The sequence below is a fragment of the Albidovulum sediminicola genome (assembly GCF_025751575.1).
GTDB lineage: Bacteria > Pseudomonadota > Alphaproteobacteria > Rhodobacterales > Rhodobacteraceae > Albidovulum > Albidovulum sediminicola.
This window is the reverse complement of sequence record NZ_JAOWLA010000007.1, coordinates 97,597-124,468: the sequence shown is the minus strand read 5'-3', so window position 1 is coordinate 124,468 and position 26,872 is coordinate 97,597. Positions and strand designations below refer to the sequence as shown.

Below are 26,872 nucleotides of genomic sequence, written 5' to 3'. Positions count from 1 at the left end.
GTGGGCCTCAGGCACGCCAGAAGCGCGGCAGGATGACGACGAAAACCGCCAGAAGCGACAGCCGGCCCATGATCATCGCAAGGATCATCAGAAGCTTCGCCGCGTCGGGAAAATCGATGAAGGTCCCGGTCCGGGCGAGCATGGGGCCAAGCCCGTAGCCGATGTTGCCGATCGAGGTCCAGGAGGCAAAGACCGCGCTTTCGAAATCCACCCCGCTTTGCAGGATCAGCACGGCGACGACGCCGAAGGTCAGGATATAGGCCCCCAGGTAAAGGACCATGGCGTCGATCGTGTCCATATCGACCGACCGGCCCTGATAGCGGATCGGGGCAACGCGGTGCGGGGCGTGGATGCGTCGGATCTGCTGGTGAAGGGTCGCGAACATCAGTTGCACGCGGAAGACCGACAGCCCCGCCGCGCTCGACCCCGAACAGGCGCCGATCACGCCCAGCCACATCGCCACGACGATCGCAAAACTGCCCCAGGCCGGGAAGGTGCCCATGCCGAACCCTGTGCTCGACATGATCGAGATAAGGTTGAACAGGCTTTCGCGAAACGCGCCCTCCACCGCTTGGCCCGAGGTCGCCACCCGCCAGAGGCCGACTGACACCACCGCCACCGCGATCCAGCCCAGGTAGGCCCGGACCTGCGCGTCGCGCCAGAGCGGCCTGACGCTGCCCTGCATGATCTGGACGTAGCGAATGTAGGGTAGGCTTCCCAGCAGCATGAAAAGCGCCGTGGCGTAGTGGATCGCGGCGGAGTAGTCGGCGAAGGAGGCCGCGCGCGGCGAAAAGCCGCCCGTCGCGATGGTGGCCAGCGCATGTTCCACAGCCTCCGCGGCGGGCATGCCAAGGGCGGCGTAGCTGCCCATGCAGGCCAGTGTCAGCGACACGTAGACGAAGAACAGCTGCCCCGCGATGTCGGTCGCACGCGGCAGGACCTTGCCAAAGGTGTCGAAGCCCTCGGTGCGAAAGAACTGCATGCCGCCGACGCGCATGATCGGCAGGAAGATCATCGCGATGAAGGCGATCCCGAGCCCGCCCAGCCAGTTCAGCATCGCCCGCCACAGATGCACCCCGATGGGCAGGCTGTCGATATCGACGAAGACCGAGGCCCCGGTCGTGGTGATGCCGGACACCGCCTCGAAATAGGCGTCGATCAGGCGGACCTCGGGCGCGCCGATGACCAGCGGCAAGGCCCCGAACAGCGGCACCAGAAGCCAGATCCCGATCGTCAGAAGGAAGGCCTGCCGGACCGTCAGGCTGCGCCCGGCACGGTTCTGGCAAGCCAGCGTCGTCAGAAGCCCCGCCATGGTGGCGATCAGCGCCGCCTCCAGAAAGGCCTGCGCGTTGCCGTCCCCGGTCACCCAGTCAACCGTGAACGGAACAAGCATGGTCATCCCGAGAACCGAGATGATAAGGCCGATCACATATCCGACAGGTCCCAGGTCGATCATGACACCGAAGGCATGATGCGGGTGCGCAGGCCTGTCAATAGGGGCCGAACCGGAGCCCGGCCCTCAGGAGCCGATGCAATCGCAGGACCATCACCGGCGCGCGATGCCCCGCATCCCGGCCGCTCGCCGGGCCATCGTTCAGCGCTGCGGGGCGGCGGCTCTTGCCCGGTCCGTTCCCGCCAAGGACGCCTTGAGCGCCTGGTATTCGGCATTGTTCGGGTCAAGCTGCAGGGCCCTGTCGATGGCGTCGGCTGCGGCCTTGTGGTTGCCGTCCGTCATCTCAAGGCTGCACAGCATGCGATAGGATGGCGCGTGGGTATCCACATCGGCGATGCCGCGAAGGACCTCGCGCCGCGCCGCCGCAGCGTTTCCGAGAAGCTGGTGCATCTCCGCTTGCAGCAGGGTCAGCGCCGGGCGTTCGGGTCGGGGGTGCAGCCGGATCGATCGGGCATTGGCCTCCAACGCCTCCGCCCAGCGCTTCTGCCTCCGCAGCACCCCGGTCAGGGACGCGTGCAACTGTCTGACCCTCGGCCTGCGGGCAATCGCCCGGCGAAGGATCTCCTCGGCCTTGTCGAGGTTTCCGCCCTTCGTTTCCAGTTCAGCCAGCCGCAAGGCAAAGCGGAACTCGCCAGGGAAGGCCTCGTAGCCCTGCCGGTGGATGGCGTTCATCCTTTCGATATCGCCCGCTTCCCGGGCCATGTCCGCCGCCAGAAGAAACGACATCCGCCGGGTCGCGCCCTGTTCGAAGATCTTCGCGACATAGCGCTGGGTCCGCTCGTTCTGGCGCGTGCGCCGCATCATGTCGGCGGCCTGCAACAACCCGTCCTCTGTCCACTCCTCCGCCAGCACGGCGTCGATGTGGTCGACGGCCGCGCGGACACGCGGATGCCGGAAGTTGAACGCGAAGTTGGAGGGGTAGGTATTATCGGCCTTGTAGAACAGGAACCCGTCGCCGTAGCGCTCGATCGATTGCAGGTCTCCGGCAAGGGGGCCGACCTCGGCCGTCGGGTAGTTGGCGAGCATCTCCAGATGGTCGACCTCGACAAAAAGCTGTCTAGCCATCTTCATCAACGGGGCGGAGGGCGCCAGCCGCGCTTCCTCCATCGCGCCGGTCAGGCACACCAGAACCCCGTCCGTTTCCAGCAGGCCGAAGAAATCGGGAACATCCGTCCGGTCCCAGAAGCCAAAAGCCGGCAAATTGCAGACGATCAGGTCGAACTTGTCGTAATCCCCGAAGAAGATGGCCTGATCGATATCCTTCGGATCAAGAAACGCCTCCAGCGATGTCCGGAAGAGGTCGGACCACGCTTTCGTCCAAGCCCGTCCAGTTTCTGCGCCTTCGCTGCCGACGAAAAGGATGCGTGCGGGGCCATCGTCCGGCCCCTGCACCTGTCCGAGCCGGTTGGACGTGATGACGCCGGGCGGTGGGGTATCCTTCGACGCCTTGTGAAGCGCGATCATGTTGTGGAACCGCTCGACGGCCACCACCTCGTCGCTGAGCTCGCTGCCCGTGGCGCGGCCCATGCTGCACTGAATGTCGGCAAAATAGGCGATGCTGTTGGGCGCCTCCAAGGTCAGCGACCCGCCACGGTTTTCGCGAAAAGCCGTCTGGACATCTTCGGCAACGTAGATGCCGCCGGGGCGCAGTGTCGGGAAAAGGATGCGGTAGGATTCGACCACATGTTCGTTGAAGTGGCTGCCGTCATCCACGATGATGTCGAAGGGTCCGTGGTCCAGCACGAGCTGCCTCAGAAACGCCTCATCGACCTGGCTGCCTTGACAAATCGTCACCCGAGGTCCGACATCCAGGTTCTTGGCATGGATATCGATGCCGACGATCTCGGCGTTGGGGAAGAAGTCGCGCCACATTCGCAGCGAGTAGCCGCCACGATCGTCGTCGCCATATCCGCCGACGCCGATTTCGAGAAGCTTCAGCGGCTCTTCCCTGCGACCGTGGAACAGCTTGAAATAATTGGGCGTGTAATCGTGATATCCAAACTTGTCCGCACCATGCACAATCGCCAATCGCGTCAGTTCGTCAAACATTCCTTGGGTTTCCATCGCCTTATCTGGTTTCACGCCAGCCGCGGGCGCAGTCTTTGCCCCCGCGCCCACGCGCATCCTTGCACTTCACATCGCATCGACCTTCCGGCGTGCGGTCGTGGGCATCGGCCGGGGGGATCGCCCGAAACCGCTCATGGCCGCAGCCCTGGGACATAGCGGTGATACTTCTGGCCCTCGACCGCTTCGATCGTCGCCAGTTCTTCGTTCAGCGCCTCCTCCGGGACCGGGCCCCAAGGCTTGTCCCCTGATATGAAGTTCGCATCCTTCAGGGAAGTATATAGAAGCTTCATGTCGAATTCCCCCCAGGAGGAGCGTCCCGGGCGCGGCGAACTCGTGGGCACCCAATCGTTGACCAGGCAGTTCAACGTCACCACATGGCAGTCGTGAAAAGCGCGGAGCTGCTGTTCGAAGATCAGGTTCGTCTCCGCGCTGCGCCGGGCGATGACGGCGACCTTCAGGTTCTGGGCTCCGACATAGGCTAGAAGATGCAGGGGCGATCCGTCGGGGGAGATGACATATTCCGCCGCGCGATAAAGCGCTATCTGCTCCTCGATCGAATGCTGCTGTGGATGAATGACGGTGTAGCCTTCGTCCTCCAGATGGCTCTCCAGGATCTTTTCGGAGAGGTAGCTGGCGCGCTGCCTGGGTAGGGCGGACCGCGAGAGATAGAGTTTCCGGCGCCCTTCGGGAGCCCCCTTGCGTCCGCCCTGTTCGCGAACGAAGCGATGAAAGCCGGGACTGCCGACGCCCCAGTCGTCAAGGCCGATCCCCTGGCTTGGAACATAGAGCTTTTCGACCCTGAGGGGGTGCGCCGTGTTGATGATCGGATGCGGGACACCAAGGGCCTGCACGATACGTCTTTGCACGCGCGCGACCCTTTGAAGGTCGCCGGCGTTCGTCTTGGGGGTAAAGACGATCCCATCGATCTTGTCGCCGAGTTCGCAAACGGCCCAGATCCGCGCGAGCGAGTCCACCAGGAAATGGCCAAAGTGGCCAAATAACACGCCACCGTACATGTAGCGGCCCTTGAGGAAGCGAATGTCGTTCTCCTTCGGGAAGTCGGGCTCGGAGTTGAATTGCCCGACCTTCCGGAAGGTCACACTTTCACGGACAAAGGCCCCGTCTGAATCGAAGACGCCCGATTTCTGGGCAGCGGCATTGGTGCCGTTTGCGGCCCGCGGAACCACGATGGCGTTGTCCAGTTCGACGATCCTGTCGGTCAGGACCTCTTCCATCTTGTTGATCAATATCACCCGTCCCTTAGCGCTCGACAACGCGACTTCCGCGGCCTCGGTTTCTTGTCGTTTTCGGGCGAACGCCCGGGGCGCGCCCATCCGCCAGCACTTGAGGGCTCTAGGCCTTCATCCCACGCACGAAGCTGTTTTGCAACCGTTGGGGACGCCGCTCAGCCCATCGGAAACGAGCGCTGGCGCGATCTCGCCCCTTGGCCTCTTGGCAGGGGCGAGAGGACCCGGCGAAGGTCCGGGTTCTCGTTTGGGGGCGCCATAGCGGGTTGGCCCGGACCTTTGAACGGTATATCCTTCGCAGACGCCCCTTCGGAGACGGTTTTGAACCAGGAACTGCAACAAACGCGCACCAAGACGCGCATCCAGAAACGCAACCGGGAGCTGATCCGGGAGGCGGCGCTGGATGTCTTTTCCCAGCGGGGTTTCCGGGGCGCGACACTGGATCAGATCGCCGAGCTTGCGGGCCTGTCGAAGCCCAACCTGCTTTACTATTTCCCCTCGAAGGAGGCTATTCACCTCGACCTGCTGTCGCGGCTGCTCGACACCTGGCTCGATCCGCTGCGTGACCTCGATCCGGCGGGCGATCCGAAGGCGGAAATCCTCGGCTACGTGCGCCGAAAGCTTGAGCTAAGCCGCGATTTCCCGCGCGAAAGCAGGCTTTTCGCGAATGAGGTCCTTCAGGGCGCGCCCCGCCTGACGGAGGTTCTGGGCAGCGATCTGAAGGCGCTGGTGGATGAAAAATCGGCGGTCTTGCAGCAATGGGCGGCCGAGGGCCGGATCGCGGATCTGCCGCCGAAGCACCTGATCTTCGCGATCTGGGCGCTGACCCAGCACTATGCGGATTTCGAGGTGCAGGTGCGCGCGGTATTGGGCGAGGGCCATGACCCCTATGCGGAAGCGCAGGATTTCCTCGATCTGCTGTTCACCAAGCTTCTGGCGCCCTGAGACCGAGGGGCAGGCACCGGGACCGCAGGGCCGACCCCGGTGCCTTGGCAACCGAACCTACTCTGCCGCCTGCGCGGAGGGGTTGTTCGGATGCGTCGTCCAGTTGGCGTAGGTGCCGACCTTGTTGCCGGTGCGCTCGTCAAGCTCTCCGAGGGCAAGTTCGCGCATGCTGATGCAGCCCTCGACCGGGCAGACATCGACGCACAGGTTGCAGGCCACGCATTCGTCTTCCTTGACGGAAAAGGTGCGGTCTTCGGACATCGCGATCGCCTGGTGACTGGTATCCTCGCAGGCCGCGTAGCAGCGGCCGCACTTGATGCAGGCGTCCTGATCGATCACCGCCTTGGTGACGTAGTTGAGGTTGAGGTACTGCCAGTCGGTCACGTTCGGCACCGCGAGCCCGACGAGCTCGGCCGTGGAGGTCATCCCCTTTTCGTCCATGTACTGGCTGAGGCCCGAGATCATTTCCTGCACGATCTTAAAGCCATAGGTCATGGCGGCGGTGCAGACCTGCACGTTGCCCGCGCCCAGTGCCATGAACTCGGCGGCGTCGCGCCAGGTCGTGACACCGCCGATGCCGGAAATGGGCAGACCGCGGGTCTCGGCGGATCGGGCGATCTCGGCGACCATGTTCAGCGCGATGGGCTTCACCGCCGGGCCGCAATAGCCGCCGTGGGTGCCCTTGCCATCGATGGTGGGTTCGGGCGCGAAACTGTCGAGGTTGACGCTGGTGATCGAGTTGATGGTGTTGATCAGCGACACGGCATCCGCCCCCCCGCGCTTGGCGGCCTCGGCCGGGCGGCGGATGTCGGTGATGTTCGGGGTCAGCTTCACGATGCAGGGCATGCGGCTGTATTGCTTCACCCAGCGCGTCACCATCTCGATATATTCCGGGACCTGCCCCACGGCGGAGCCCATGCCGCGTTCGGCCATCCCATGCGGGCAGCCGAAGTTCAACTCGACCCCGTCCGCGCCGGTATCCTCCACCCGGCGAAGAATGTCCTTCCAGCTTTCCTCGTCACAAGGCACCATCAGGCTGATGACCAGCGCCCGGTCGGGATAATCGCGCTTGACCGACTTGATCTCCCGCAGGTTCACCTCAAGCGGGCGGTCGGTGATCAGTTCAATGTTGTTGATGCCCAGAACGCGGCGGTCCGCGCCGTGGATGACGCCATAGCGCGGGCCGTTCACGTTGACGACCGGCGGTCCTTCGGACCCGAGCGTCTTCCACACCACCCCGCCCCATCCGGCCTCGAAGGCCCGGCGGACATTGTATTCCTTGTCGGTCGGCGGGGCAGAGGCCAGCCAGAACGGGTTGGGGGATTTGATCCCGATGAAATTCGTCGTCAGATCAGCCATCTTCGCCTCCCGTCATGCCATCAGGCTTGCGTGAATGTCTTCTGCCGCATCGCGGCCCTCGGCCACTGCGGTGACGGTCAGGTCCTCGCCCCCCGCCGCGCAGTCGCCGCCCGCCCAGACGCCTTTGACCGAGGTTCGGCCCGGCCCCGTCACGGCGATCTTGCCGCCCTCGATCACGAGCCCTTCGGGCGCACCCTTCAGCGTCTGGCCGATGGCCTTGAAGACCTGATCGGCGCGCAGCCGAAAGGTCTCGGAGGAAAGTTTGAGCCCCTCGGCTGCGTCCTCGGTATAGGCGAACTCCACCTCGCGCGCCGTGCCGTTGCCATGGACGGCGACGGGGGCCGCGTGGTGGATGATGCGAACGCCCGTCTGGGTGGCGTGATCCTGTTCGTATTCGGACGCGCTCATCCTTTCCTTGCCCCGGCGATAGACGATCGTGACGTTTTCCGCGCCCAGAAGCTTGGACTGAACGGCGGCATCCACCGCCGTCATGCCGCCGCCGATCACCACGACATCGCGCCCCACGGGGAGCGCGGACAGATCGCCGGCCTGCCGCAGCTCGGCAATGAAATCGACGGCATTGGCAACGCCCTCGCGATCCTCGCCCTCGGCGCGCAGCGCGTTGACCCCGGCCAGGCCCATGCCCAGGAAGACAGCGTCGAAGTCGGCCCGCAGCCCCTCCAGCGTGATGTCCCGGCCAAGTGCCTTGCCATGTTCCACGACGATGCCACCGATGCCCAACAGCCACTCGACCTCCGCCTGGGCGAAGCCGCCTGCGGCCTTGTAGCTGGCGATCCCGTATTCGTTCAGCCCGCCTGCCTTGGCGCGCGCATCAAAGATCGTGACGGCGTGGCCCTTCATCGCCAGCCGGTGCGCGGCGGAGAGGCCCGCAGGCCCGGCGCCCACGACAGCGACACGCTTGCCCGTCGGGGCCGCGCGGGTGAAGGGCTGGGCGCCCTGGTCCATCAGCGTATCGGTGGCGAAACGCTGAAGCCTGCCGATCTCCACCGGCTTGCCCTCTGCGGTTTCGCGCACGCAGACCTCTTCGCAAAGCGTCTCGGTCGGGCAGACGCGGGCGCACATGCCGCCCAGGATGTTCTGCGACAGGATCGTGCGCGCCGCGGCCTCGGGCGTGCCGGTCGCGATCTGGCGGATGAAAAGCGGAATGTCGATCGACGTTGGGCAGGCCGTCATGCAGGGCGCGTCATGGCAGAAGTAGCAGCGATCCGCCGCGACGCGCGCCTCATGCGGGTCAAGCTTCGGCGCGATGTCGGCGAAGTTGCGCGCATAATCCTCCGCGCCAAGCCGGCCGGCGGCAACGCCCGGCGTCAACTGGCTGTTGGTCATCGTGACCTCCCTTATGTTTCTTAGCATGAACGCTGCCACTGAATCTTTTTTTTATCAAGTGGTAAAATTTTTGGTTCGAAAGTTGCGCGGGGCCCGTCCGGGGCCTTCGAGCCTAGGCACATCGCGCGCCTGAGCGTATAAGCGACTGGACAAGGTGCGCCCCGCATGGAAATACGGGTCGCCAGACAGGACCGATCGAGGACGGAAATGACCAAAACCCCGCACGAAAGCGATGTGGCCTTCATCCAGGCCTTGGCGGAACTTCTGAACAAGAACGACCTGGCGGAATTGAGCGTCAAACGCGAGTACGCCGAAAACGACAGCCTGAACGTAAAGGTGTCGAAATACGGAGCCCCCGCGCCTGCCCCGGTCTATCACCCGGCCCCGATCGCGGCGCCGGCCGCCGCGGCACCGGCCTCAGCCCCGGCGGCAGCGGCGGCGACCGCACCGGCAGCCGGCGGCGATCCGGCGAGCCATCCCGGCGCGGTGACCTCGCCCATGGTCGGCACGGCCTATCTTTCGCCCGAACCGGGCTCGGACCCGTTCGTGACCATCGGCACCCAGGTGAAGGAGGGCCAGACCGTCCTCATCATCGAGGCGATGAAGACCATGAACCATATCCCCGCCCCCCGCGCCGGGACGGTCAAACGTGTCCTGGTCGAGGACGGTACGCCCGTCGAGTTCGGAGCTCCCCTCCTGATCATCGAGTGAGGCGGCGATGTTCGATAAAATCCTGATCGCCAACCGCGGCGAGATCGCGCTTCGCGTCATCCGCGCCTGCAAGGAAATGGGGATCAAGTCGGTCGCCGTCCACTCCGTCGCCGACGCCGACGCGATGCATGTGCGCATGGCCGACGAAAGCGTCTGCATCGGGCCGAACCCGTCCTCGCAAAGCTACCTTTCGATCCCGGCGATCGTCTCCGCCTGCGAGATCACGGGCGCCCAGGCGATCCACCCGGGCTATGGCTTCCTGTCCGAGAACGCGGCCTTCGTTCAGGTTCTGGAGGACCACGGCATCACCTTCATCGGCCCCTCTGCGGAACATATCCGCATCATGGGCGACAAGATCACCGCCAAGGATACCGCCAAGCGGCTGGGCATCCCGGTCGTGCCAGGCTCGGACGGCGGGGTGGCGGATACCCCCGCCGCCAAGAAGGTCGCGGCAGAGATCGGTTATCCGGTGATCATCAAGGCCACCGCCGGCGGCGGCGGGCGGGGCATGAAGGTCGCGCGGTCGGAAGAAGAGCTTGAGGTCGCCTTCCGCACCGCGCGGAGCGAGGCGAAAGCCGCCTTCGGCAATGACGAAGTCTACATCGAGAAATACCTGCAAAAGCCCCGGCACATCGAGATCCAGGTCTTTGGCGACGGCAAGGGCCACGCGGTGCATCTGGGCGAGCGCGACTGCTCGCTTCAGCGCCGCCACCAGAAGGTGTTCGAGGAAGCGCCGGGCCCGGTGATCGACGCCGAGACCCGCGCCCGGATCGGCCAGATCTGTGCCGACGCCGTGGCCCAGATCAACTACATCGGCGCGGGCACGATCGAGTTCCTCTACGAGGACGGCGAGTTCTACTTCATCGAGATGAACACGCGCCTTCAGGTGGAACACCCGGTGACCGAGGCGATCTTCGACGTGGATCTGGTGCGCGAACAGATCCGCGTCGCGGCCGGTCTGCCGATGGAGTTGCGGCAGCAGGACCTCAAGGTCCGCGGCCACGCGATCGAGGTCCGGATCAACGCCGAGAAAGTGCCGGAATTTGCACCGCGCCCGGGCAAGGTGACGCAGTTCCACGCGCCCGGCGGGCTGGGCGTCCGCATGGATTCCGCGCTTTACGACGGCTACACGATCCCCTCCTACTACGACAGCCTGATCGGCAAGTTGATCGTTCACGGCCGCGACCGGTCGGAGGCGCTGGCGCGCCTGAAACGCGCCCTGTCGGAGCTGATCGTCGATGGCCAGGGCGTCGAGACAACGGTGCCCCTGTTCCACGCCCTGCTGGCGGAGACCGACATCCAGAAGGGCGATTATTCGATCCATTGGCTGGAAAAGTGGCTGGCCGCGCATTACGGCTGACGAAAGTCCGGGGGCAGCCCCGGACTTTCTTCTTTCTCTCGAACGGTGCGAGATGGGCTGGACGGTAACACCCGCGATGTTGCTTGCCGGATACGCACGCGGCATCTTCCCCATGGCGGAAGGGCGCCACACGGAGACACTCCACTGGGTGGACCCAGTTCAACGCGGCATCTTCCCCTTGGACGGCTTCCACATTTCGAGGTCCCTGCGCCGGCAGATCCTACAGGCGAATTATACAATTCGAACAGATTCCGCTTTTCGAGCCGTGGTGAGGGCCTGCGCCGACAGGGCCGAGACATGGATCAACGCGGATCTCCTCCAACTCTACTCGCGGCTCCACGACTCTGGTTATGCGCATAGCCTGGAGGTCTGGGAGGACGGCACCCTGGTCGGCGGGGTCTTTGGCGTGGCGCTGGGACGGGCCTTTTTCGGCGAAAGCATGTTCTCGGCGCGAACCGGCGGCTCAAAGATCGCGCTGGCCTATCTGATCGACCGCCTGAACCAGGCGGGCTTCAAGCTGTTCGACACGCAGTTCCTGACGGCGCACCTTGCATCGCTTGGCGCGGTGGAAATCCCGCGCGCCGAATACCGGCAGCGGCTGCGGGATGCGCTGCAAAGCGGGTTGGACTTCACCGCGCCCGCGACGCCTCAGCCGTCGGAGCTCGTCGCAGGAATGAGGCAGCGCAGCAACCACACATCATAGCGCGGATGGTCCAGCGCCGAGAGCGCCGGGCTCGACGCCACCATCCAGCCGTCGAAGGCGGTGAGTTGCGCGGTGGTGTCGAAAACCTTCAGATGCGCGAAGGCATCCGAGGTCGGGTCGTCGGTCGGATAACGGCAGTCGCCCAAGGTGATTTCGATCCGGCCGAAGAAGGCGCTTTCGCCGTTGTGGACCTCGATGTCCTGGGTCAGACCCGACACCTTGTCGAGGGCACGAATAATCGCACCGGGGGAATCTGTCGCCTCCTGCGCGAGGGCGGGTTGGGCGAGCAGGCAAAGAAGGGCGAGGCTATGCCTCACGGTGCCGTCTCCGTATCGCCGCCCGAACCGCTGCCGACGAACTTGGACAGAAGGTTGACGACGCTGACGGCGCCTTGCGTATCCTCGATCTCGGCACCGGGGGCGAGATTTTCGAAGCTGCCGCCGGGCTGAAGCTCGACGAAGGAGCCGCCCAGAAGTCCCTCGGCGCTGATCAGGATCGCACTGTCGTCGGGCAGCAGGATGCCGTCTTTGACCGAGATCGTCGCGTCCGCGAAGAAGGTCTGCGGGTTCAGCGCCAGGCTCGTCACGGTGCCGACCTTCACGCCTGCCAGGCGCACATCGGTGCCAACGGTAATTCCCTCGACCGAGCGGAAGCTGGCCTTGAGCTCATAACTGCCGCTGGCCGGTGCAAGCCCGCTGCCCTGGCCGGCATAGACCAGAAACCCAAGGGCAGCAGCCAGTACGGCGGCGCCGGTCAGAACCTCTGCGGTGTTCTCGGCCATGTTATTCGGGCACCCAGGCCTCGTAATCCCGGCGTTCGGCCTTGGCGGCGTGACGCAGAGAGCCCGGCGGCGCGTAGGCGGCCTCGGTGCCCGTCAGGTTTTCCTGATGCGGCTTTTCCCAGGTCTTGTGCGCCAGCGCCTTTTCCGTTGGCGGCTGGTCCCAGGTGTGGTGCAGCCAGCCATGCCAGTCGGGCGACACGCGGCTCGCCTCCGACTCGCCATTGTAGATCACCCAGCGGCGCTTGCCGTCGCGGGTCTGGTAAAAGACGTTGCCCTCGGCATCCTCGCCCACCTTCACGCCCTTGCGCCAGGTGTAGATTTGCGTGTTGAGCGTCTGGCTGTTCCACCAGGTCAAGAGACGCAGCAGCAATTTCATCGGGAAACCTCCGGGATGACCTGCCCCCTTATAGCGCAGGGCACGGCGAGGTCCAGAGCCAAGGAGACGCATCGCACTGTGCCCGCCGACCCTAGCCGGCGGGCGGGCGCCCTACCGACATCAGCCAGCCGACGCCGACCCTTTCTTAGGCTCCGAATGGATCAGGAGCGGCTTCGCGCCCTTGTCCACGGCGTCCTCGTTCACCACGACCTCTTCGACCGACGCCATACCCGGCAGTTCGAACATGGTGTCGAGCAGGATGTCCTCCATGATCGAGCGCAGGCCCCGCGCGCCGGTCTTGCGCTTGATCGCACGTTTGGCGATGGCGGAAAGCGCATCGGTCGTGAAGGTCAGCTTCACGCCCTCAATATCGAAGAGCCGCTGGTACTGCTTGACCAGCGCGTTCTTCGGCTCCGTCAGGATGGTGACCAACGCCGCCTCATCGAGGTCGGTCAGGGTCGCAATCACCGGCAGACGGCCGACGAATTCAGGGATCAGGCCGAACTTGAGCAGATCCTCGGGCTCAAGCTCCATGAAAAGCTCGCCCGCGCCGCGCGCCTCGGGGTCCTTGACCTCGGCGCCGAAGCCGATCGCAGTCCCCTTGCCGCGCTGAGCGATGATCTTCTCAAGGCCGGCGAAGGCACCGCCGCAGATGAAGAGGATATTCGTCGTGTCCACTTGCAGGAATTCCTGCTGCGGATGCTTGCGCCCGCCCTGCGGCGGAACGGAGGCGACCGTGCCCTCCATGATCTTCAGGAGCGCCTGCTGCACGCCCTCGCCCGACACGTCGCGGGTGATCGAGGGGTTGTCCGACTTGCGCGTGATCTTGTCGACCTCGTCGATGTAGACGATGCCGCGCTGCGCGCGTTCGACATTGTATTCGGAGGCCTGCAAGAGCTTCAGGATGATGTTTTCGACATCCTCCCCGACATAGCCCGCCTCGGTCAGGGTCGTCGCGTCGGCCATCGTGAAGGGCACGTCGAGGATACGGGCGAGCGTCTGGGCCAACAGCGTCTTGCCGCAGCCCGTCGGCCCGATCAGCAGGATGTTCGACTTCGCCAGCTCGATATCAGCCGATTTCGCGGCATGGGCGAGGCGCTTGTAATGGTTGTGAACCGCGACCGAAAGAACGCGCTTGGCATGTTCCTGGCCGATCACGTAATCGTCCAGCACCTTGCAGATGTCGCGCGGCGTCGGCACCCCGTCCGAGGATTTCAGCCCGGTGGCCTTCGATTCCTCGCGGATGATGTCCATGCAAAGTTCGACGCATTCATCGCAAATGAATACGGTGGGGCCTGCGATCAGCTTGCGCACCTCGTGCTGCGATTTCCCGCAGAACGAACAGTAGAGGGTGTTCTTGCTTTCGCCGCCTGAATTGTTCGCCATCGTCATCCTCTGAGGCCCAGCCGGGCTTGCCGTGTCATCCAGAAGCTGCCCTGTTCTTTAAGAGTAGGCCAGCCCCACCATCATCACAATGCGAAATCGCCCTTCCTGTCCCCGGGACAGGAAACAATGTCACGACTTCGGTTCGTCCGTTCCCTTGTCGCGGCTGGCCAGGATCTCGTCGATCAGGCCCCAGTCCTTGGCTTCCTCGGGCGACATGAAGTTGTCGCGCTCCAGCGCCGCCTCGACATCCTTCACCGGCTTGCCGGTGTGGTGGTGGTAGATCTCGTTCAGGCGGTTCTTCAGCTTCTGGGTTTCCTGCGCGTGGATCATGATATCCGTCGCCTGACCCTGGTAGCCGCCCGAGGGCTGGTGCACCATGACCCGGCTGTTCGGGAGCGAGAAGCGCATGCCCTTTTCGCCGGCAGTGAGCAGCAGCGAGCCCATGGAGGCCGCCTGCCCGATCACCAGGGTCGAAACCTTGGGCCGGATGTATTGCATCGTGTCGTAGATCGAAAGGCCGCTGGTCACCACGCCGCCGGGCGAGTTGATGTACATCGCGATTTCCTTCGAGGGGTTTTCCGCCTCAAGGAACAGCAGCTGCGCGCAGATCAGCGTCGACATGCCGTCATGCACGGGACCCGAAAGGAAGATGATCCGCTCCTTCAGCAGGCGGGAGTAGATGTCATAGGCCCGCTCCCCGCGCGAGGTCTGTTCGACGACCATCGGCACGAGCGTATTCATGTAAAGATCAATGGGGTCCTTCATCCGTCCTGCCTCTCGCTGTTCCCGGGGGAAGTCTTGTCCTGAAATCCTTGACCGAGTCTTAGTGGCGCGTGCCGGGGGCTGCAAGGGCTGGCGGTCCGGGTGGGCCGCGAAGAAGTTGTGCCCTACGTTTCGGCCCTCTGGCCTTCGGCGCGAATTGACGCCACTCTGCGCCTGCGCCAACCCGGGGGACCCGATGCTTGACGACTACGCCGCGCAGGATGCGACCGCACTCTCCGCCCTTGTGGCGGCGGGGGAGGTGACGGCCGGGGAACTGCTCGACACCGCCCTGGATGCGGCCGAAAGGCTCAACCCCGCGCTCAACGCGGTGGTTCTGGTGCAGGAGGGCGCGGCCCGCGAGGCGATCCGCAAGGGGCTGCCCGAGGGATCGTTCCGGGGCGTGCCGTTCCTTCTCAAGGACCTGGGCTGCGAAGCGGTGGATTTTCCGTCGCACAACGGATCACGCCTGTTTTCCGACACGCGTTATCCCGTCGACAGCGCGATCTGGGACCGCATTCGCGCAACCGGCGTTGTCACCTTCGGCCGCACGACCGCGCCCGAAGGGGGCGTCGGGCCGGCGACAGAATCGGCGGTCTATGGCGGCCCGACGCGCAACCCTTGGGATCTCGCGCGCACGCCGGGCGGATCATCGGGCGGGGCCGGGGCCGCCGTCGCCGCGGGAATCGTCCCGGTCGCGCATGGATCGGACGGGGGCGGATCGGTGCGCATCCCGGCCTCCTCTTGCGGGCTGTTCGGGTTCAAGGCGACGCGGGCCCGCTTCCCCGACGGCCCCTACACCGGCGAGGGCTGGGCGGGGATGGCGATCGACGGGTTCCTCACCCGCTCGGTCCGCGATGCGGCGGCCTTTCATGACGCTTGTGCCGGGGCCGATCCTGGTGCCCCCTACTGGGCCCCGCCCCTGGGCGCGGGGCATGTCGCGGCGATCGCGCGGCCGCCGCGCCGGTTGCGCGTGGCGCTATGCGACACCATGCTGGACGGTCGACCGATCCACACCGACTGCCGCGCCGCCGTCCATGACGCCGCGCAGCTTCTGGAGGGCCTTGGCCATCATGTCGAACCCGCCCGGCCCACCGCCGACATTGCCGGAATGATGCGCGCCTGGACCGATATCGTCGCCTGCGGCACCGCGCTGTCGATCCGCGCGAAATGTACCGCGCGCGGACGCCCGCTGGAAGCGGAAGAGGTCGAGAACGTTGCGCTCGGCGCGATCGACCATGCCGCGACCGTCTCGGGGGCGGACTACCTCGCGGCGGTCGGAAAGGTCCACGCCTTCGGTCGCCAGCTTGCCGCCTTCTTCCAGCCTTGGGACATCCTCCTGACCGCGACGCTTGCCGAGCCCCCGGCGGCGATCGGACGTTTCGCCCATACCGACCGTGACTTCGTGCATTTCCGCACCGGCCCCGGCATGGTCTTCGACTATTCGCCCTTCTGCGCGGCCTTCAATGCCTCGGGCCAGCCGGCGGCCTCGGTGCCGCTTTTCTGGAACGGCGCGGGGCTGCCCATCGGCATTCACCTCGCCGCCCGGTTTGGCGCGGACGAGGAACTGATGGCGCTTTGCGCCGAACTGGAAGCCGCCCGCCCCTGGGCCCACCGCCGCCCCCCGATCCATGTGTGACCCGATGCTGACAGACCTGACCGCCACCGAACTTTCCTCCCGCCTGGCCGCCCGCGACATTTCCGCGGCGGAGGTGATGGCGGCCTTCCTCGACCGGATCGAGGCCGTGAATCCCGCCATCAACGCCCTCGTCTCGCTGCGCCCGCGCGACGAGCTGATGGCAGAGGCGCGCGCGGCCGACGAAGCGCCCCGCAAGGGCTGGTTGCACGGGATACCCTTCGCGACCAAAGAACTGGTCGAGACGAGGGGGATGCCCACGACGCAGGGGTCCCCGATCTTCAGGGACCATGTCTCGGAGACGGACGACCTGCTGGCCGCGCGAATCCGGGCCGCGGGCGCCGTCTTCATCGGCAAGACCAACGTCCCGGAGTGGGGACTCGGCTCGCACAGCTTCAACCCGGTGTTCGGCACGACGCTGAACCCCTATGACCGGACGCGAAGCGCGGGCGGTTCCTCGGGCGGGGCGGCGGCGGCACTGGCCACGCGGCTGGTGCCCGTCGCCGATGGCTCCGACACCATGGGATCGCTGCGCAACCCCGCAGCTTTCTGCAACGTATATGGGTTCCGTCCCAGCTTCGGACGCGTCCCGCAGGACGCCATTGGCGACACCTTCTTGACCACGATTTCGACCGCCGGTCCGATGGCGCGCACCATCGAGGACCTCGCCCGGCTGCTGGAGGTGATCTCCGGGCCCCATGCCGAAACCCCTTTCGGCCTGCCGCAGGAAAGTTTCGCCGACCGGCTCGAACGCCCCGTCAAGGGCAAGCGGATCGGTTGGCTCGCGGACTGGGGCGGTGCTTATGCGACCGAACCCGGGATTCTTGAGGCCTGCGAATCCGCGCTGGGGGTGCTGGAGGAGCAGGGCGCCATCGTCGAACGCCTTTCGCCCCCCTTCCCGGCAGAGCGGATCTGGGACGCCTGGGTGCGCCTTCGGGCGATGCTCAACAGCAACGCCATGCGCGCGCTCTACGACGACCCGGCCAAGCGCGCGGCCCTGAAGCCCGAGGCGGTCTGGGAGATCGAGCAGGGGCTCGGACTTGCGCCGGAGGCGGTTTACGCGGCCAGCGTGGCGCGGTCGGAATGGTACGCCGCCGCCCATCGCCTCTTCGCCCGTTATGATGCCATGGCGCTCCCCGCGGCGCAGGTCTGGCCTTTCCCCGCCGACTGGCGCTGGCCGCAGGAGGTCGCCGGCCGCAAGATGGATACCTATCACCGCTGGATGGAGGTGGTGATCCCGGTCAGCCTGATCGGCCTGCCGTCGCTCTGCGTTCCGGCCGGTTTCGGCGCAGGCGGCCTGCCGACAGGGCTTCAACTGATCGGACCGCATGGCGCGGACGCGGCGGTCCTCGCGCTGGGGCAGGCCTATCACCAGGCGACCGACTGGCCCGCGCGGCGACCACCTGCGGCCTAAGGATGCTTCCGCCCCGGCTGCCCGGCGCCTATGATCGCGCGCAGGCTGGAAGGACAGGCATGACCGGACGCGCGAAATCACCGAAACAGGGGCTGAAGCTGCGCTTCGTGCTGCCCGACGGAAGCTGGCTTGGCCCCGGCAAGGCCGACCTTTTGCAAGGGATCGTCGAAACCGGCTCGATCTCGGCCGCGGGCCGTCGGCTGGGCATGAGCTACAAGCGCGCCTGGGGGCTTGTCGAGGTCCTCAACACCATGTTCGCCGCCCCCCTTGTCGCATCGAGCCGTGGCGGGGCCGGGCATGGCGGCGCGGAACTGACCGAAACGGGGCAAGAGGTTCTGCGCCTCTTCCGCGCGATGCAGTCCCATGCCGAACGCGCGGTCGAGGCGGAGGAGGCCGAGCTGTTGCGGCTTTTCGATATGGCCGACAAGAAATAACGCTTGCCAGGCAGCGAGAAGACCCGTTATCTCCGATCAGACATAACGAAGGTCTGCCATGCGACTCGTTCTCGCGCTTGCCCTGCATTTTGCCGCCCTTCCCGCCTGGGCCGAAACCGCCACCGTCGCGGTCGCCACGAATTTCCTTAACGTGGCCCAAGCCCTGGGCGCAGCCTACGCGACCGTCTCGGGGCAGGAGATCGTGCTGGTCGGGGGCGCGACGGGCAAGCTCGCGGCGCAGATTTCCAACGGTGCGCCCTTCGACCTTTTCCTTTCGGCTGACGCCGCCGCGCCAGAGCGGTTGATCGCAGCAGGGCTGGCCGAGGCTGAAAGCCGCGTCACCTACGCCACGGGCGATCTGGTCCTCTGGGCGCCCGACACCAACCTGCCGGCAGAGCCCGCCGCGATCCTGGCCGCCGCCCGCCACGTCGCCATCGCGAACCCCGACCTCGCGCCCTACGGACTCGCCGCGGCGCAGGCGATCGATGCGCTGGGGCTTGCCCCGCTGGTCGCGGGCAAGCTCGTGCAGGGTGAGAATATCGGCCAGACCTTCGCACTGGTGCACACCGGGGCGGCGGATGCGGGCTTCGTCGCGGCGAGTGCCACCCACCCCGTCGCGCCTGCAGGAACACTCTGGCCCGTACCCGATACGCTCCACGACCCCATCCGGCAGGATGCGGTGCTGCTGGCCCATGGCGCGGACAACGCCGCCGCAACCGGTTTCCTGGAATATCTCGCCAGTGCAGAGGCCAAAGCCGTGATCACCGCCGCCGGCTACGGGGTGCTGCCATGAGCCTCGCCGACCTTACGCCCTTCTGGCTGACGCTGCGGCTTGCCGGGCTCGTCACGGCGATCCTGATGCTGGTGGCAACACCACTCGCCTGGTGGCTCGCGCATAGCCGAAGCCGCCTGCGGCCCCTGGTGGAGGCGGTGACAGCCCTGCCGCTTGTGCTTCCGCCGACGGTTCTGGGCTTCTACCTGCTGGTCGCCCTGAACCCCTCGACCCCTCTGGGCGGGCTCTGGATGGCGGCGACGGGGACCAGCCTGACCTTCTCCTTCGCAGGCCTGGTCGTGGCCTCGCTGATCTATTCGCTGCCCTTCGCGGTCCAGCCGCTTCAGGCTGCCTTTGCCGAGGTCGGGCGCAAACCGATCGAGGCGGCGGCAAGCTGCGGGGCCAGCCCGCTTGATGCGTTCCTGAGCGTCGGCATCCCGCTGGCGCGCCGGGGTTATCTGGCGGCAGCGGTGCTGTCCTTTGCCCATACGCTGGGCGAATTCGGTGTCGTGCTGATGGTCGGCGGCAATATCCCGGGCCAGACCAAGACCATCGCCATCGCCATCTACGAACGGGTCGAGGTGCTGGACTACCCCGCCGCGCACGGGATGTCGGCCCTGCTCGTGGCGCTCTCCTTCGTCGCGCTTTACCTTCTGTTCCGCACGAACCGGCGCGAGGCGCGGGGATGACGGGGCTTGATCTCGACATCCGCCACGACCGTGCCGGCTTTGCGCTTTCGGTCCGGGCAGATCTGCCCGCGTCGGGCCTGACGGCCGTTTTCGGGCCTTCCGGGGCAGGCAAGTCCACGCTCCTGCGACTGGTGGCGGGGTTCGAGCGGGCAGAGGGGCGCATCGCCTTCGGGGGCGAGGTCTGGTCCGACGCGGGGCATTTCGTGCCACCCCATCGCCGCCGCGTCGCCAGCGTCTTTCAGGAACCACGACTTTTCGCCCATCTCGACGTGCGCGGCAATCTGGCCTACGCCGCGCGGCGCAGCGGGGCCGAGATCGCCCCCGTCGTGCGCGACCTCGGGCTTGAACCGCTGCTCGCCCGCCGCACCGCCGGTCTTTCCGGGGGGGAGGCGCAGCGCGTCGCGCTGGCCCGGGCGCTGCTGACGCGGCCCCGGCTGATCCTGATGGACGAGCCGCTTGCCGCACTGGACCAGACCCGGCGGGCCGAGATCCTGCCCGTGGTCGAGGATCTGCGCGACCGGCTTGGCCTTCCCATCCTTTACGTGAGCCACTCTGTGGGCGAGGTCGCCCGCCTTGCGACCCATGTCCTGGCCCTTGCCGAGGGCCGATTGGCCAGCTTCGGCCCCGCGGAAGAGGTCTTTGCCGACAGCGCCGCCGCAGCGGCTTTCGGGGGCGAAGAGCCCGGATCGCTGATCGCCGCCCGCATCATCGGAATGACCGGGGACGGGCTTTGCCGTCTTGGCTTCCCGGGCGGAGAGATCCTGTCGCCCGAACCCCTGGGGCCGCCGGGCACCGACGTGCGCGTCTTCGTGCGTGCCCGCGACGTGATGATCGCCCTGCCCCGGCCAGAGGCGCTTTCGGCGCTGAACGTCCTGCCCGCCATCGTGCGTGGCGTTGTCGCGGCGGGACCGGCCGCCTGCGACGTGACGCTGGACCTGGGGGGCAGCATGGTGCGTTCACGCGTGACGCTCCGCTCCGTACGGGCGCTGGACCTGGTGCCGGGGCGGGCCTGCCACGCCATCCTGAAATCGGTCGCGCTCGCGCGGGAGTGACAGGAATGCCAAAGGCGGCGCTTTACGGCCCGCACGGGGTCGGCTAGCACAGGGGGCATGTCCCGTTCCGCCCTGATCGTCGCGCATGGCCAACCCTCCGACCCTGCCCCGGCAGAACAGGATCTGGCGCGCATCGTAATGGCCGTCGCCGCCCGCCTGCCGGATTGGCGCATCCGTGGCGCGACGCTGGCCGCGCCGGGCGCTCTGGACGCCGCGTTAGGGGGCCTCGAAACGCCCCGCGTCTTCCCCTTCTTCATGTCGGACGGCTGGTTCACCAAGGTCGAACTGCCCCGCCGTCTGGCCGCCGCTGGCATGCGGGACTTCACCGCGCTGCCCGCCTTCGGCCTCGTGCCCGACGCCGCCACGCTCGCCGTCAGGATCGCGCGCGAGGCCATCGCGAACCAAGGCTGGCGGGCTGAGGACAGCACGCTGCTGCTGGCCGCGCATGGATCGGGCCGCAGCCGCGCGCCCGCCGAGGCCGCAGAGCGCATCCGGCAGGCCATCTTGGCAGCACTACCCCTGCGCGACTGCCGGCTTGGGTTCATCGAGGAGCCCCCGCTTCTGGAAGACGCCGCGAAGGAAACCGGGCCACAGGCGCTTTGCCTGCCGCTTTTCGTGGCGCGCTGGGGTCACGTTGTGGCGGATGTCCCGACCGCACTCGACACTGCGGGGTTTCAGGGGCCGTGTCTTCCGCCGCTCGGCGTCCACGCAGAGGTGCCGGATCTCATCGCGCGGGCCATCGCCGGTTAGGGTCGGGGCGCGTCGGCTCCACCGCAACGCGCCCCTGGCCGAGGGTGCGCGGCTGCAGCGTCCCTTCGGCGTCCCGCAGCGGCCAGAAAGGTCTCAGCCGTGCTTGAGCATTACATGCCTTACTACAGTGTAGTCTTCCAGCGCAAAAGACGACAGGTCCTTGCCGTATCCTGACTGTTTCAGCCCGCCGTGGGGCATTTCGCTTGCCAGCATGAAGTGGGTATTCACCCAGGTGCAGCCGTAGCGCAGGCGCGCGGCGGTCGCCATCGCCCGGCCGACATCCCTTGTCCACACGGAGGAGGCGAGCCCATAGTCGCTGTCATTCGCCCAGGCGACCGCCTCCTCGGCATCCGAGAACGGCGTGACGGAGACGACCGGGCCGAAGACCTCGCGCCGGACGATCTCGTCCTGTTGCCGCGCGCCGGCGATGACGGTTGGCTTGTAGTAGAAGCCCTCGTTGCCCAGAAGCGCGCCGCCCGCGGTGACCTCCACATGGTCCAGTTCCCGCGCCCGCTCGACGAAGCTCGCGACGCGGTCGCGTTGGCGCAGGCTGATGAGCGGCCCGATCTCGTTCGTGGTATCGTCGGCATTGCCAAGCTCGATCGAGGAGACCGCCGCGCTCAGGTCCGCGACGAGATTGTCGTAGATCTTGCGGCCCGCGTAGATGCGGCAGGCGGCGGTGCAGTCCTGCCCGGCGTTGTAAAAGCCGAAGGCGCGGATGCCCTCCACCACCGACGGCAGGTCGGCGTCATCGAAGACCACGACCGGCGCCTTGCCACCCAGTTCAAGATGCGTGCGCTTCACCGACTTCGCTGCGGCGTCCAGCATCTTGCGCCCCGTGGCCACATCCCCCGTCAGGCTGATCATGTCGATGCCCGGGTGGTTGATGAGGTAGCTTCCCACCGTCTCGCCCCGGCCCGGCGTGACATTGACCACGCCCGGCGGCAGTTCCTCCGCCAGGATGCGCGCAAGCTTCAGCGCGGTCAGCGGGGTCTGCTCGGAGGGCTTGAAGACCACGGTGTTGCCGCCCGCGACCGCCGGGCAGAGCTTCCAGGCCATCATCATCAGCGGATAGTTCCAGGGCGCGATGGAGGCGATCACGCCCACTGCGTCGCGCCGGATCATCGAGGTGTGCCCCGCAAGGTATTCCCCCGCCGCCGTCCCGTGCTGGCAGCGCACCGCGCCCGCGAAAAAGCGGAAGCAATCGACCACGGCGGGCAATTCGTCGCCACGGGCCGCGTTGATCGGCTTGCCGCAATTGAGCGCCTCAAGCGCGGCGAAGTCCTCCGCCGCGGCCTCGATCCGGTCGGCGATCCTCAGTAGCGCCGCCGCGCGGTCGCCCGGCGTCGTGCGCGACCAGCCGTCGAACGCCCGCCGGGCGGCGGCCACGGCGCGGTCGACCTGGTCGGTCGAGGCCTCCGGCACCTCAAGGATCAGCGCGCCGGTCCGCGGGTTCAGCACCTTTTCGGCGCGCTCCTGCCCGCCCTCGAACGCGTCACCGATCAGCAGGGCGGTGTCGATGTGCAGGGTCATTCCACGGTTCCTTTCATTTGCCGCCGCCGGCGGTCTCTTCGCCGCCACGGGTCAGGTAGTAGGCCGCCAGGATCGGCAGGAAGGTCGCGGTGAAGACCACGATCGCAACCACGTTGGTGACCGGCCGCTGGCGCGGGCGGACCAGCTCGTTCAGCATCCAGATCGGCAGGGTCGATTGCTGGCCCGCCGTGAAGGTCGTCACGATCACCTCATCGAAAGAGAGCGCGAAGGCGAGCATCCCGCCCGCCAGAAGCGCTGAGCCAAGATTGGGCAGGATCACATGGCGGAAGGTCTGGAAGCTGTTGGCGCCTAGGTCGGCCGAGGCCTCCAGCATCGACGCCCCCAGCCGCCGGAAACGCGCGACGGCGTTGTTGTAGACGATGACGATGCAGAAGGTCGCGTGCCCCAGAACGATGGTCCAGGTCGAAAACGGGATGTCGGCGACCGCGAAGGCAGACCGGAGTGACATCCCCGTGATGATCCCCGGAAGCGCAATGGGCAGGATGACCAGGAGCGAGATCGTGTCACGCCCGAAGAACCGCGCGCGCGCCATCGCCGCCGCGCAGAGCGTCCCGAGGACCAGCGCCATGCCCGAGGATATCGCAGCGACCCGCAGCGACAGGTAAAGCGGCGGCCAGATATCCTCCCGGTTCCAGGCGACGGCGAACCATTTCGTCGTCAGCCCCGGGGGCGGAAACTGGTAGCTGCGATCCTCGGTCGTGAAGGCGTAGAGGAAGATCAGAAGGATCGGCAGGTGCAGGAACAGGAGCCCCAGGATCGCACCGATGGTCAGGCCGAGCGGCGGGCGGGCGTCAGAGTGCATCGAAGGCCCCCATCTTCCGCGCGACCGCCAGGTAGACTAGCATGATCACGATGGGCACGACCGCGAAGGCCGCCGCGAGCGGGATGTTCCCCGCCGTCCCTTGCAGCGAATAGACCGCCTGGCCGATGAAGAAGCGGCTCGACCCGATGATCTGGGGGATGATGTAATCCCCGAGCGTGAGCGAGAAGGTGAAGATCGACCCCGCGATCACCCCCGGCAATGCCAAGGGCAGGATCACGCTGCGGAAGGTCCGCCAGCCGCGCGCACCAAGGTCGGCCGACGCCTCCAGCATTGAGGTCGGCACACGTTCCAGCGAAGCCTGCATCGGCAGGATCATGTAGGGCAACCAGACGTAGACGAAGACCAGGAACGTCCCGATGTAGGAGGTGGAAAGCGAGTTGCCGCCGATCACCGGAATGGCAAGCACCGCGCCCAGGACGTTGCCCGCGCCGATCCCCTCGGCCGCCCAGGTGATGATCCCCTCCTTCGCCAGGATCAGCTTCCAAGCGTAGACCTTGACCAGGTAGGACGACCAGAGCGGCAGCATGACGCCCAGGTAGAACACCGCCTTCCAGCGCCCCTTGGCGTGGCGGGCCGCGAAAAAGGCCACCGGAAAGGCGATCGCGACAGAGGCGAGCGTGACGGCGGCGGCCATCGTCACGGTGCGCACGATCACGTCGTAATTCGACGGGATCAGCAGCTCGGCATAGGTCTTGAGCGTGAATTCCGGCACGACGATGCCCGAGAATTCGTCAATCGAGTAGAAGCTTTGCAGCAGCAGCGCCGCGAGAGAGCCGACATAGACCACCCCAAGCCATAAAAGCGGCGGCGCGATCAGCAGCGCGGTCAGAAGCTTCGGGCGGCGCCAGAAAAGCGCGGTCATGCGGTCAAAGGCGCCGCGCGCGGGATGGGCGCTTTCCATCACGCGCCCTCCATCAGGTGCAGCGCATCGCTGTCCCATGTCAGGCCCGCGCGGTCCCCGACAGCGGGAAGGGGGTTGCCCGCAGGCACCAGGACCGCGATCTCCTGCCCTCCGGCCTCAAGCGCCACGCGCGTCCCGGAACCGAGATAGCGCAGGGCGCTCACGCGCCCCGTTGCGCGCGCCTCGGCGGCCGGGGCAAAACGGATGGCTTCGGGGCGCAGGCTCGCCCAGCACTCAGGCCCGCCGAAGCTGCGGGTCAGGTCCGGCGGCAGGACGTTCGACGATCCGACAAAATCGGCGACGAAACGGGTCGCGGGGCGGTCGTAGACCTCGGACGGGGTTCCGACCTGGGCAATCCGCCCTTCGTTGAAGACGGCGACACGGTCGGCCATGGACAGCGCCTCGCCCTGGTCGTGGGTGACGAATACGAAGGTGATACCCAAGCGCCGTTGCAGCGCCTTCAGCTCATCCTGCATGGCCTCGCGCAGCTTGAGGTCGAGTGCCCCCAGCGGCTCATCCAGAAGCAGCACGCGCGGTTCGTTGACCAGCGCGCGCGCCAGCGCCACGCGCTGCCGCTGCCCGCCCGAAAGCTGCGCGGGCTTGCGGTCGCCGAAGCCGTCGAGCTTCACCAGCGACAGCATCTCCTCGGCCTTGTCGCGGCGGCTGCGGCGGTCCACGCCCCGCACCATCAGCCCATAGGCCACGTTGTCGCGCACGTTCATGTGGGGAAAGAGCGCGTAATCCTGAAAGACGGTGTTCACATGGCGCCGGTTCGGCGGCACCTCGCCCATGTCCTCGCCGAAGATGCGGATCGTGCCGGCGGTGGGCTTCTCGAACCCCGATATCAGCCTCAGGCAGGTCGTCTTGCCCGACCCCGAGGGCCCCAGCATGGCGAAGAAGGACCCCTCAGCGATGGAGAGGTCGACGCGATCCACGGCGCGGACGGTGCCGAAGTGGCGCGAGACGTTCAGGAATTCGACGGCAGCGGTCATGAGATCACGGAAGGAAAGTGTTGGCTATACCCTCCCCCGCAGGCGGAGGAGGGGTGCGACGGTCCCGGGCGCAGGGGCGCCCCTTCCCCGGTGCCGGAGAAGGGGTATGGTCCTATCGACCGCCGATCACGCCGATATAGTCGGATACCCAACGGTAATAGGGAACGCAGGCGCCTTCCCCCTGGCTGCAATTCGCAACCGGCGTCGTCCAGAAGTGGATCTTCTCAAAATCGGCAAGGCCGTTCGCATCGCAGCCCTCCTGGTTCTGCATCCCGCGCCCGTCGGTGCAGGCCGCCGGAACCGAGGGCACCGCGCCGAACCAGACCGATAGATCCGATTGCAGGTTGGACGACAGGGTATGTTCCATCCACAGGTAGGAACAGGTCGGATGGGCCGCATTCACATGCATCATCGTGGTGTCGGCCCAGCCGGTCGCCCCTTCGGAGGGGATGGTCGAGGCGATGGGCTGGCCCTCGGCCGCCAGCAGGTTGACCTGGAACGGCCAGGAGCCCGAGGCGACGACGCCCTCGTTCTTGAAGTCATCCATCTGGATGAAGGCGTCGTGCCAGTAGCGGCTGACCAACTCGCGCTGACCCCGAAGCAGGTTGAGTGCCGCGGCATACTGATCCTCGTTCAGCTCATAGGGCGAGGTGATGCCAAGCTCGGGCTTGTGCGCCATCAGGTACTGGGCGGCGTCGGCCACGTGAATCGGGCCGTCATAGGCCTGAACACGGCCCTTGTTGGACTGACCGTCGGGCAGGGCCTGCTCCTCGAAGACGACCGACCAGGAGGTCGGCGGCTCGGGGAAGACGGTGGTATTGTACATCAGCACGTTCGGCCCCCACATGTAGGGCGTGCCGTAATGGGCGCCGTCCACCGTGTGCCAGGGCGCATCCTTCAGCCGGTCATCGACCGAGGCCCAGGACGGGATCAGGTCAATGTTGATGGGCTGGACCCGGCCGCCCGCGACCAGGCGCAACGAGGCGTCGCCCGAGGCCGTCACGAGGTCGAAGCCCCCTTCGTTCATCAGCGCCACCATCTCGTCCGAGGTATTGGCGGTCTTGACGTTGACCTTGCAGCCCGAGGCTGCCTCGAACTTGGTCACCCAGTCGAAGGCGGGATCGGTTTCGCCGCGCTCGATATAGCCGGGCCAGGCCACGATATCGACCTGCCCCTCCGGCGTGCCCAGCGCGGTCATCATGTCCGCGGCGGCGACGTTGGCGGCGACCATCGCCATCGCCGTGGTGGAAATCAGAAGTTTCGTCATGATGGTCCTCCGGTTGAGTTTCGGGCGCGCCCGCGTGGTTTCAATCCACGCTTGTCGGCAACCGGAAGGACCCGGCGTGCAGCGCGTCATCCGA

General features: G+C 66.3%; 26 protein-coding genes. 11 read left to right on the top strand and 15 right to left on the bottom strand.

Translation table 11 applies throughout. The features are described 5' to 3' along the window. Positions 1–7: 7 nt before the first annotated feature. The 3 genes from OE647_RS09240 to OE647_RS09230 form a co-directional block, all read right to left on the bottom strand. The gene (locus OE647_RS09240; protein ID WP_263721442.1) at positions 8–1,456 is read right to left on the bottom strand and encodes a TrkH family potassium uptake protein; all 1,449 of its coding nucleotides are present in this window, start codon (positions 1,454–1,456) and stop codon (positions 8–10) included. A 138-nt stretch (positions 1,457–1,594) separates the two neighbouring features. Further along, complete coding sequence (locus tag OE647_RS09235) at positions 1,595–3,502, bottom strand: class I SAM-dependent methyltransferase (protein WP_263721441.1); 1,908 nt, start codon at positions 3,500–3,502, stop codon at positions 1,595–1,597. A 149-nt stretch (positions 3,503–3,651) separates the two neighbouring features. Next, positions 3,652–4,794, bottom strand: coding sequence for a glycosyltransferase family 61 protein (locus OE647_RS09230; protein WP_263721440.1), 1,143 nt, complete (start codon positions 4,792–4,794; stop codon positions 3,652–3,654). A 306-nt stretch (positions 4,795–5,100) separates the two neighbouring features. On the opposite strand from OE647_RS09230, the gene OE647_RS09225 reads away from it, so the two are divergent. Then, positions 5,101–5,712 (top strand): TetR family transcriptional regulator C-terminal domain-containing protein, encoded by a 612-nt coding sequence (locus OE647_RS09225; protein ID WP_412174940.1) that lies wholly within the window; start codon positions 5,101–5,103, stop codon positions 5,710–5,712. 57 nt (positions 5,713–5,769) lie between these two features. Here OE647_RS09225 and preA read toward each other — a convergent pair whose 3' ends face one another. Together preA and OE647_RS09215 are read right to left on the bottom strand one after the other, a co-directional pair. Continuing rightward, on the bottom strand, positions 5,770–7,071 hold the full coding sequence (preA, locus tag OE647_RS09220) for an NAD-dependent dihydropyrimidine dehydrogenase subunit PreA (RefSeq protein ID WP_263721438.1): 1,302 nt from the start codon (positions 7,069–7,071) through the stop codon (positions 5,770–5,772). A 12-nt stretch (positions 7,072–7,083) separates the two neighbouring features. Beyond that, positions 7,084–8,418 (bottom strand): NAD(P)-dependent oxidoreductase, encoded by a 1,335-nt coding sequence (locus OE647_RS09215; RefSeq protein WP_263721437.1) that lies wholly within the window; start codon positions 8,416–8,418, stop codon positions 7,084–7,086. Positions 8,419–8,625: 207 nt separating this feature from the next. Here OE647_RS09215 and accB point away from each other — a divergent pair, with 207 nt between their 5' ends. From accB to aat, 3 genes are read left to right on the top strand one after another with little or no spacing between them, the layout of a single operon-like run. After that, positions 8,626–9,129, top strand: coding sequence for an acetyl-CoA carboxylase biotin carboxyl carrier protein (accB, locus tag OE647_RS09210; protein WP_263721436.1), 504 nt, complete (start codon positions 8,626–8,628; stop codon positions 9,127–9,129). A gap of 7 nt (positions 9,130–9,136) precedes the next feature. Continuing rightward, positions 9,137–10,489 (top strand): acetyl-CoA carboxylase biotin carboxylase subunit, encoded by a 1,353-nt coding sequence (accC, locus tag OE647_RS09205; protein WP_263721435.1) that lies wholly within the window; start codon positions 9,137–9,139, stop codon positions 10,487–10,489. 52 nt (positions 10,490–10,541) lie between these two features. Then, positions 10,542–11,192 (top strand): leucyl/phenylalanyl-tRNA--protein transferase, encoded by a 651-nt coding sequence (aat, locus tag OE647_RS09200; RefSeq protein ID WP_263721434.1) that lies wholly within the window; start codon positions 10,542–10,544, stop codon positions 11,190–11,192. Here the strand turns inward: aat and OE647_RS09195 are convergent. The 5 genes from OE647_RS09195 to OE647_RS09175 form a co-directional block, all read right to left on the bottom strand. Beyond that, the gene (locus tag OE647_RS09195; protein WP_263721433.1) at positions 11,138–11,509 is read right to left on the bottom strand and encodes a DUF2155 domain-containing protein; all 372 of its coding nucleotides are present in this window, start codon (positions 11,507–11,509) and stop codon (positions 11,138–11,140) included. The genes aat and OE647_RS09195 overlap by 55 nt on opposite strands. Further along, a complete protein-coding gene (gene mlaD, locus OE647_RS09190) occupies positions 11,506–11,973 on the bottom strand; it encodes an outer membrane lipid asymmetry maintenance protein MlaD (RefSeq protein ID WP_263721432.1) in 468 nt (155 codons plus the stop codon). Before mlaD ends, OE647_RS09195 begins: the two co-directional genes overlap by 4 nt. 1 nt (position 11,974) lies before the next feature. Then, positions 11,975–12,349 carry an NADH:ubiquinone oxidoreductase subunit NDUFA12 gene (locus tag OE647_RS09185; protein ID WP_263721431.1) on the bottom strand — a complete coding sequence of 125 codons (375 nt, stop codon included), beginning with the start codon at positions 12,347–12,349 and terminating at the stop codon, positions 11,975–11,977. A gap of 120 nt (positions 12,350–12,469) precedes the next feature. Further along, on the bottom strand, positions 12,470–13,735 hold the full coding sequence (gene clpX, locus OE647_RS09180) for an ATP-dependent Clp protease ATP-binding subunit ClpX (protein WP_263721430.1): 1,266 nt from the start codon (positions 13,733–13,735) through the stop codon (positions 12,470–12,472). A gap of 129 nt (positions 13,736–13,864) precedes the next feature. Beyond that, positions 13,865–14,500, bottom strand: a complete 636-nt coding sequence (locus OE647_RS09175) for an ATP-dependent Clp protease proteolytic subunit (protein ID WP_263721429.1) — start codon at positions 14,498–14,500, stop codon at positions 13,865–13,867. Positions 14,501–14,693: 193 nt separating this feature from the next. Between OE647_RS09175 and OE647_RS09170 the strand changes: the two genes are divergently transcribed. The 7 genes from OE647_RS09170 to OE647_RS09140 are packed head-to-tail and all read left to right on the top strand — an operon-like array spanning position 14,694 to position 21,241. Next, a complete protein-coding gene (locus OE647_RS09170; protein ID WP_263721428.1) occupies positions 14,694–16,133 on the top strand; it encodes an amidase in 1,440 nt (479 codons plus the stop codon). A gap of 4 nt (positions 16,134–16,137) precedes the next feature. After that, on the top strand, positions 16,138–17,544 hold the full coding sequence (locus OE647_RS09165; protein ID WP_263721427.1) for an amidase: 1,407 nt from the start codon (positions 16,138–16,140) through the stop codon (positions 17,542–17,544). Positions 17,545–17,603: 59 nt separating this feature from the next. Further along, positions 17,604–17,978, top strand: coding sequence for a winged helix-turn-helix domain-containing protein (locus tag OE647_RS09160; RefSeq protein WP_263721426.1), 375 nt, complete (start codon positions 17,604–17,606; stop codon positions 17,976–17,978). 58 nt (positions 17,979–18,036) lie between these two features. Beyond that, positions 18,037–18,771, top strand: coding sequence for a molybdate ABC transporter substrate-binding protein (modA, locus tag OE647_RS09155; RefSeq protein WP_263721425.1), 735 nt, complete (start codon positions 18,037–18,039; stop codon positions 18,769–18,771). After that, the gene (gene modB / locus OE647_RS09150; RefSeq protein WP_263721424.1) at positions 18,768–19,439 is read left to right on the top strand and encodes a molybdate ABC transporter permease subunit; all 672 of its coding nucleotides are present in this window, start codon (positions 18,768–18,770) and stop codon (positions 19,437–19,439) included. Before modA ends, modB begins: the two co-directional genes overlap by 4 nt. Next, on the top strand, positions 19,436–20,491 hold the full coding sequence (gene modC, locus OE647_RS09145) for a molybdenum ABC transporter ATP-binding protein (protein ID WP_263721423.1): 1,056 nt from the start codon (positions 19,436–19,438) through the stop codon (positions 20,489–20,491). The genes modB and modC overlap by 4 nt, the downstream gene beginning before the upstream one ends. 57 nt (positions 20,492–20,548) lie before the next feature. Continuing rightward, on the top strand, positions 20,549–21,241 hold the full coding sequence (locus OE647_RS09140) for a sirohydrochlorin chelatase (protein WP_263721422.1): 693 nt from the start codon (positions 20,549–20,551) through the stop codon (positions 21,239–21,241). Positions 21,242–21,334: 93 nt separating this feature from the next. On the opposite strand, the gene OE647_RS09135 is transcribed toward OE647_RS09140, so the two are convergent. The 5 genes from OE647_RS09135 to OE647_RS09115 form a co-directional block, all read right to left on the bottom strand. After that, positions 21,335–22,762: a gamma-aminobutyraldehyde dehydrogenase gene (locus OE647_RS09135; RefSeq protein ID WP_412174939.1), complete on the bottom strand. Its 1,428-nt coding sequence runs from the start codon at positions 22,760–22,762 to the stop codon at positions 21,335–21,337. A 25-nt stretch (positions 22,763–22,787) separates the two neighbouring features. Further along, positions 22,788–23,597 (bottom strand): ABC transporter permease, encoded by an 810-nt coding sequence (locus OE647_RS09130; RefSeq protein ID WP_263721420.1) that lies wholly within the window; start codon positions 23,595–23,597, stop codon positions 22,788–22,790. Then, positions 23,587–24,519 (bottom strand): ABC transporter permease, encoded by a 933-nt coding sequence (locus tag OE647_RS09125; RefSeq protein WP_263721419.1) that lies wholly within the window; start codon positions 24,517–24,519, stop codon positions 23,587–23,589. The genes OE647_RS09130 and OE647_RS09125 overlap by 11 nt, the downstream gene beginning before the upstream one ends. Further along, entirely contained in the window at positions 24,519–25,511 is a 993-nt protein-coding gene (locus tag OE647_RS09120) for an ABC transporter ATP-binding protein (protein ID WP_263721418.1), read from the bottom strand. The genes OE647_RS09125 and OE647_RS09120 overlap by 1 nt, the downstream gene beginning before the upstream one ends. A 112-nt stretch (positions 25,512–25,623) precedes the next feature. Next, entirely contained in the window at positions 25,624–26,778 is a 1,155-nt protein-coding gene (locus tag OE647_RS09115; RefSeq protein WP_263721417.1) for an ABC transporter substrate-binding protein, read from the bottom strand. Between the last annotated feature and the right edge of the window lie 94 nt (positions 26,779–26,872).